The organism is Areca yellow leaf disease phytoplasma (assembly GCF_041920595.1).
In genome coordinates, this window is the sequence record NZ_CP169277.1 from 552808 (window position 1) to 558263 (window position 5456).

Sequence of the window (5456 nt, forward strand, 5' to 3'; positions counted from 1 at the left end):
GGTTACGTATTGCCTATGTTTTTATGGTGAGTTTTTCATTTTTTTTTCATTTATATATATAGTGTAGGAATAAAATATTTAAAAAAAAAATATCTTTTGAAACTAGCAAATTATGAAAAAACATTAGACACTTTTTAAGTGTAATGAAATTATTTGTTAATTTGAAAAGATATGAAATTATCTATTTAATTTAGTTCAAAGATTGATTTTTAAATAAAAATGTCTAAAAAAAACGGAACACCCCTTGTACCCCTCTAATGACATCTAAAACTTGATTTTATTTTCTCTCCTTGTTTATTTGTCGATTAAATTTTCTTGAATGACTTCGTTACTTTGTATATTTCCTTCTTTATGGGATGAAACTGTTTTAATTCCTGCATCTTTTTGCTTTTCATGTTTTTTACTTTCAGCTACAAAACTACTCAAATTATAACAAGCAATATATAATGTAAAATCATGCCCATTACGTGTTTTATTGGTACAACCCAAAATTAAGTTGGTCCTTCCCCCAATTATTAGGTTCTAATTTGTGTTTTATCTTTAATCCATTTTTCAATAGTTTTATTTGTCCTGCAAAATTAGAGTTTTATTAAACAAAAAAATAGCACCTTCTTTATTTTGACCATTGAACCAATTCATTAATTGATCAAACTTGGTAAATATTTTTCATCTTTATTAAGAACATCAAACGTTTTACATTCAACAATATAAACAAAATCTGTCAAATCAACTTTAATATCAACTTTACCTCCACAATTCATCGCTTCTTTATTGATTTTATTTGCATAGGATAAATTAATTGCAATGCCAATAAGTTCTACAATAAGATTTTCTTTTTTCCTTAACTGAATGTTCTTTAACAATTTTTTTATTTTCTAACGAACTACAAAATAAATGAATGTCTTTATTAATACGATTAAAACGTTCTTTTTGCATCAATTGTTAAAATATTAGATTTATTTTCTTCAGTTAAAAAAATTTAGATCCACCAAAGGCTTTAACTCTCCTTTTATTGCTTCTAATTGTTCTTTGGATAAAACTATTTTGCCATCCTTAATTTCTTTAATTTGGCTTTCTGTTAAAGTAAGTCAGTTAATTGTTCAGCTTTACTTGTTAAGCAACTCTTTCGAGCTAATTAGTCTTATTATCTCTTTGCTCTTGTGTTTTAAAGTGATTTTATGTCTTTGGATAAATTAGGTTCTTTAACATCTTTAAAACTCAAATATCCTAACTTACTGACAACAACAATTACAAAAACTAACAACGAAAATAACATTGAAATTAAGGAACACACAAAGAAAATCAATAAATTTTTTTTCGCAAACATAAATATCTCCCTTAATAAAAAATATGAATAATACAAATGTTAATAATGCAAAATGAAATAGGAAAAAATAATTAGAATGAAAATAATAAATAAAATAACAACAAATATAATAAACCCTAAGAAAAAACAAAAATATACTAAAAAATAAAATATTCATTCTTTACTAGGGGCAAATTAATAGGTATTTTCATCTAAATATATATATTATATTTTAATTGTAGCAAAAAATATAGCAAAAATCCAAGAAAAAACAAAGTGTTTATGTACAAAACAAATAAAGGCTTTAACTATTTTACTAAATTATCAAATAAATATTACTAGAAATATAATGGAGATGATGGACAAAAAAGATAATAACCGTGGTAAAATAACATAAAAACAATCAAATCAAATAATGTTCAATTAAAATAATCCCTATCCTAAATATAAAATTATCGCAAACCAAACAACTAACAATAAATTTATTTTTAACAAAAAAATAAAAAACATCACCCAAAATAAACCCTCATTGCGACATAACAAATTTATATATTGTAAATTTTTAAATAAAAGAAAAACAATGAGTAAATGTTATATCACTGGAAAAACCACCCCTTTTTGGTAATCGTCGTAGCCACGCTATGAACGCAACTAAAAGAATTTGGAAAGCTAACTTACAAAACGTAAAAATTGTTGACGAAAACAGCAAGGTTCAAAAAAAGTAAACACCTCTGCTAGGGCACTCAAAAAGCTCAAATTACAAAGAGCCTAAAAACTCTTTGCCTTCCTTTTCTTTCTTATTTTTTATATTTATATTTTATGATTTTTTCATAAAGATAAAGAAAGAAATAAGAAATCAAAAGTTCAAATAATAAAAATCAAAAAGTAAAAAATAATAAATAATAAAACACAAACACATCGCATAACAAAATAAAAATAAATAAAATCCAAAAAAAAACAATAAGGAGTTCTAAACACATGAAAAGCAAATATTCACCCTCAATTTGAAACAGTAGAAGTTTCTTGTGCAACTTGTGGCAAAACAACACCCAATTGGCACCACAGTTACTAGCATCAAAATAGAAACTTGTTCTAATTGCCACCCTTTTTACACTGGCGCCCAAACTTTTGTAGTTAAAGCAGGGCCAGTTGACAAATTTAACAAACGTAACGTTATGGTATTACCCAAGACCAAAAAGTTAAAACAGTTCCTTCAAATACTGATAACCAAAAAAGAAACCACCGAAGAATTGATTAAAAATAAATAATAAATACTTAAAAAATAAAATAGCAAATCTCTCTCCAAGTTCTTTTTGGACCAACTATCACACCAAAAACCAAAAAAATTAATTCAAATTATCTTATTTATAAAGGAGTTCAAAAGAATGACCCAAAAAGAACAAGGGCAAGGGTTTATTGAAGTTGTTTGTGGACCAATGTTTGCAGGCAAACAGAAGCATTAATTCAACGCAGTAATCAAGCATTACAACTCAACAAAAAAATTTTATCCTTTAAACCGCGAATAGATGACCGTTATTCTGTTAAAGAAGAAATAGTTTCTCACAATCAAAACACTATTCCTGCTATTTTAATTGACAAAAGCAAAGACATTCTACCGTTTATTACTCCTGAAATTAATGTTGTCATAATAGATGAAGCCCAATTTTTAGATAACGACATTGTCGCAATTGTAGATTATTTAGCTAACTGCAATATTGAAGTTATTATATCAGGTTTAGAACTTGATTTTTGCGGAAAACCATTCCGGACCAATGCCTTATTTATTAGCAATTGCAGACACCGTTACTAAATTAACTTCAATTTGTGCTATCAGTGGCAAAAAAGCCAACCGCACTCAAAGATTAATTGACGGCAAACCTGCTCAAAGCAATGAACCTGTTGTTTTGGTAGGCGGAAAAGAATACCACGAACCTCGTTGTCGCAAACACCATTGTTTAGCAGATATTGACAAACAAAAATTAACTGGCAAAACTTCACTAACCAATCTAAATAACTCACTAAAATAATTCATTTCAATAATTCGTTTGGAATGTGGATTAATACTTAAAATATGGAAAATAATAACAAACAACATATTTTTTTATGAAAGAAGCTTTAAAAGAAGCCCAAAAGCCTACCTCAAAGAAGAAGTCCCCATCGGAGCTGTCGCTATTTTAAACCAAAAAATAATTGCAAGAGCTTTTACAATAACAGAAACACTAAAAACTTTTTTTTGGACACGCTGAATTTTTAGCCCTCATGAAAGCAGGCAAAAGATAAACAGCCGTTTTTAAATGATGTATCTCTTATGTCACTTTAGAACCTTTGCTTAATGTGTACAGGAGCCATCATACAATCAGGCATCAAAAACCTTTATTATGGCACAAGCATGGAAAAATCATATTCTTTTAATGATATGTCATCTATCCAAAATATGCCTTTTATGGATAAATTAAATATCCAATCAGGACTTTTAGCTCAAGAAAGCATGCAACTTTTACAAAAATTTTTTCAAGAACTAAGAATCAAAAAAAATAATTTACTATCCCGATAAAAACAACAAAAAAACAAAAAAAATAATTTTAGTATCCCAATAAAAACTCTTATCACAACCAAATTAGACCATCACAACCGATGGTCTTTTATTTTCAAAAAAACTAATTTGCCAATAATAAAATGTTGTTATTTTAAATATTGACACATCCTAAATAATACACCCTACATTAAAATTACAAATAAATACTAATAAAAAATACTATATTGAACCACATTTACCAAAAAATAAATAATAAAACAAACTAAAAACAACCTTTAATATTTATATCTATTATCTATTTTACTTTTATCTTAACTATATTTATCATCAAAGGAAACCAACCAATCAAACACAACAAAATAAAAATTAGAAATATTGCTAAAATCCCAAATATGAAACATTCCAATCAACTAAAAACAGCTCAAAAAATAATTACCATCTTAAAAACAAACGGATCTGAAGCCTTTATTGTGGGTGGAACTGTCAGAGATTATTTACTCCAAATAAATGCTAACGAAGACATCGACATCACTACTAACGCCGCCCCCAACAAATAAAACTCCTTTTAGTGCCCAGAAAAAAACAACCCAAATAAAAATTAATTATGGTAGCTTTAAAATAACTTTTGAAAATTATCTTTCTGAAATTACTACTTACAGAAAAGAAGGCACTTACAAAGACTATCGCCACCCTAGTGAAATTTTTTTCACCAAAAACGTCCATCAAGACCTTTAAGACGTGATTTTACTATTAACGCTCTTTTAATGATGAAACTGGTAAAATATTTTGATTTCACACCTGAAAAACAAGGGAAAAAGATTTAAAGCAAGGTTTGATCCGCACAATCAAAGACCCTTTTATTAGACCTACAGTTGATCTTTGGTAATTTTAAGAGCTTTTTTATTTTCAATCTAAACTAGATTTTGCATAGAAAAAACTACCCAAAAGCTATCATCCACAAAACCATTTATTAGCCAAGATTTCTTCTCAAAAGAATCTGAGAACAATATCGAAAAAATCTCTCATCACCACAAAAATCCGGCACCAAACTTTAAAACTAGATAGAAACTAAAACCCATCTATTTTTACTTCCCAACTAAAACAAAGCATTCTTTGTTTAGCTTATCTACATGAACCAACTTAAATACATTCAAGCACACCACAAATTAAAAAAGAAGAATTTTTTGGTCAATGTCGCTTTACTCAACAAATTCAAATCCTTGCATCTTTTTCCCCCTTTCTTTTACCAAACAACAAAAGAAAAAAAGCTACCAAAACATTGCCTCTTTAAGTTTATATCTTTGGGAAAATATTACTTTTAATTTATTTAAACATGGATTAAAAAATTGTCTCCTAGCTAATCAAATTAATTATCTTTTGCAAAAAGAACCTCATGCAGCAGCTAAAATACAATATATTTATCAATATTTAACAATAAAACAATTACTGAAATTAATTTTAGTTGAAATATTGATAAATATATTGTATTTCTTTAACACATATTCTTTTTGCAAAATATTATTATTGGGTTTGTTTTAATCATCAAATTAAAAGTAATATTTTCTAAAGATATAAATAAGTATGTTTTATTGTACCTGGCACGTTCAGCAATAA

General features: G+C 27.2%; 5 protein-coding genes and 2 pseudogenes. 5 read left to right on the plus strand and 2 right to left on the minus strand.

Going from position 1 to position 5456, the window contains the following annotated elements; all coding sequences use genetic code 11:
- Positions 1-294: 294 nt before the first annotated feature.
- On the minus strand, positions 295-489 hold the full coding sequence (locus ACEW7V_RS03135; protein ID WP_374695414.1) for a hypothetical protein: 195 nt from the start codon (positions 487-489) through the stop codon (positions 295-297).
- A gap of 149 nt (positions 490-638) precedes the next feature.
- Positions 639-863 (minus strand): hypothetical protein, encoded by a 225-nt coding sequence (locus tag ACEW7V_RS03140; RefSeq protein WP_374695415.1) that lies wholly within the window; start codon positions 861-863, stop codon positions 639-641.
- A 1023-nt stretch (positions 864-1886) separates the two neighbouring features.
- Between ACEW7V_RS03140 and rpmB the strand changes: the two are divergent.
- The 5 genes and pseudogenes from rpmB (at position 1887) to ACEW7V_RS03165 (ending at position 4399) form a co-directional block, all read left to right on the plus strand.
- A pseudogene (rpmB, locus tag ACEW7V_RS03145) lies at positions 1887-2078 on the plus strand (50S ribosomal protein L28).
- Positions 2079-2340: 262 nt separating this feature from the next.
- Complete coding sequence (gene rpmE / locus ACEW7V_RS03150; RefSeq protein WP_374695416.1) at positions 2341-2574, plus strand: 50S ribosomal protein L31; 234 nt, start codon at positions 2341-2343, stop codon at positions 2572-2574.
- Positions 2575-2691: 117 nt separating this feature from the next.
- Positions 2692-3320 (plus strand): annotated as a pseudogene (locus tag ACEW7V_RS03155) (thymidine kinase).
- A 318-nt stretch (positions 3321-3638) separates the two neighbouring features.
- Positions 3639-3860 carry a deaminase gene (locus tag ACEW7V_RS03160; protein ID WP_374695417.1) on the plus strand — a complete coding sequence of 74 codons (222 nt, stop codon included), beginning with the start codon at positions 3639-3641 and terminating at the stop codon, positions 3858-3860.
- Between the two features lie 374 nt (positions 3861-4234).
- The gene (locus ACEW7V_RS03165) at positions 4235-4399 is read left to right on the plus strand and encodes a hypothetical protein (protein ID WP_374695418.1); all 165 of its coding nucleotides are present in this window, start codon (positions 4235-4237) and stop codon (positions 4397-4399) included.
- Positions 4400-5456: the final 1057 nt, after the last annotated feature.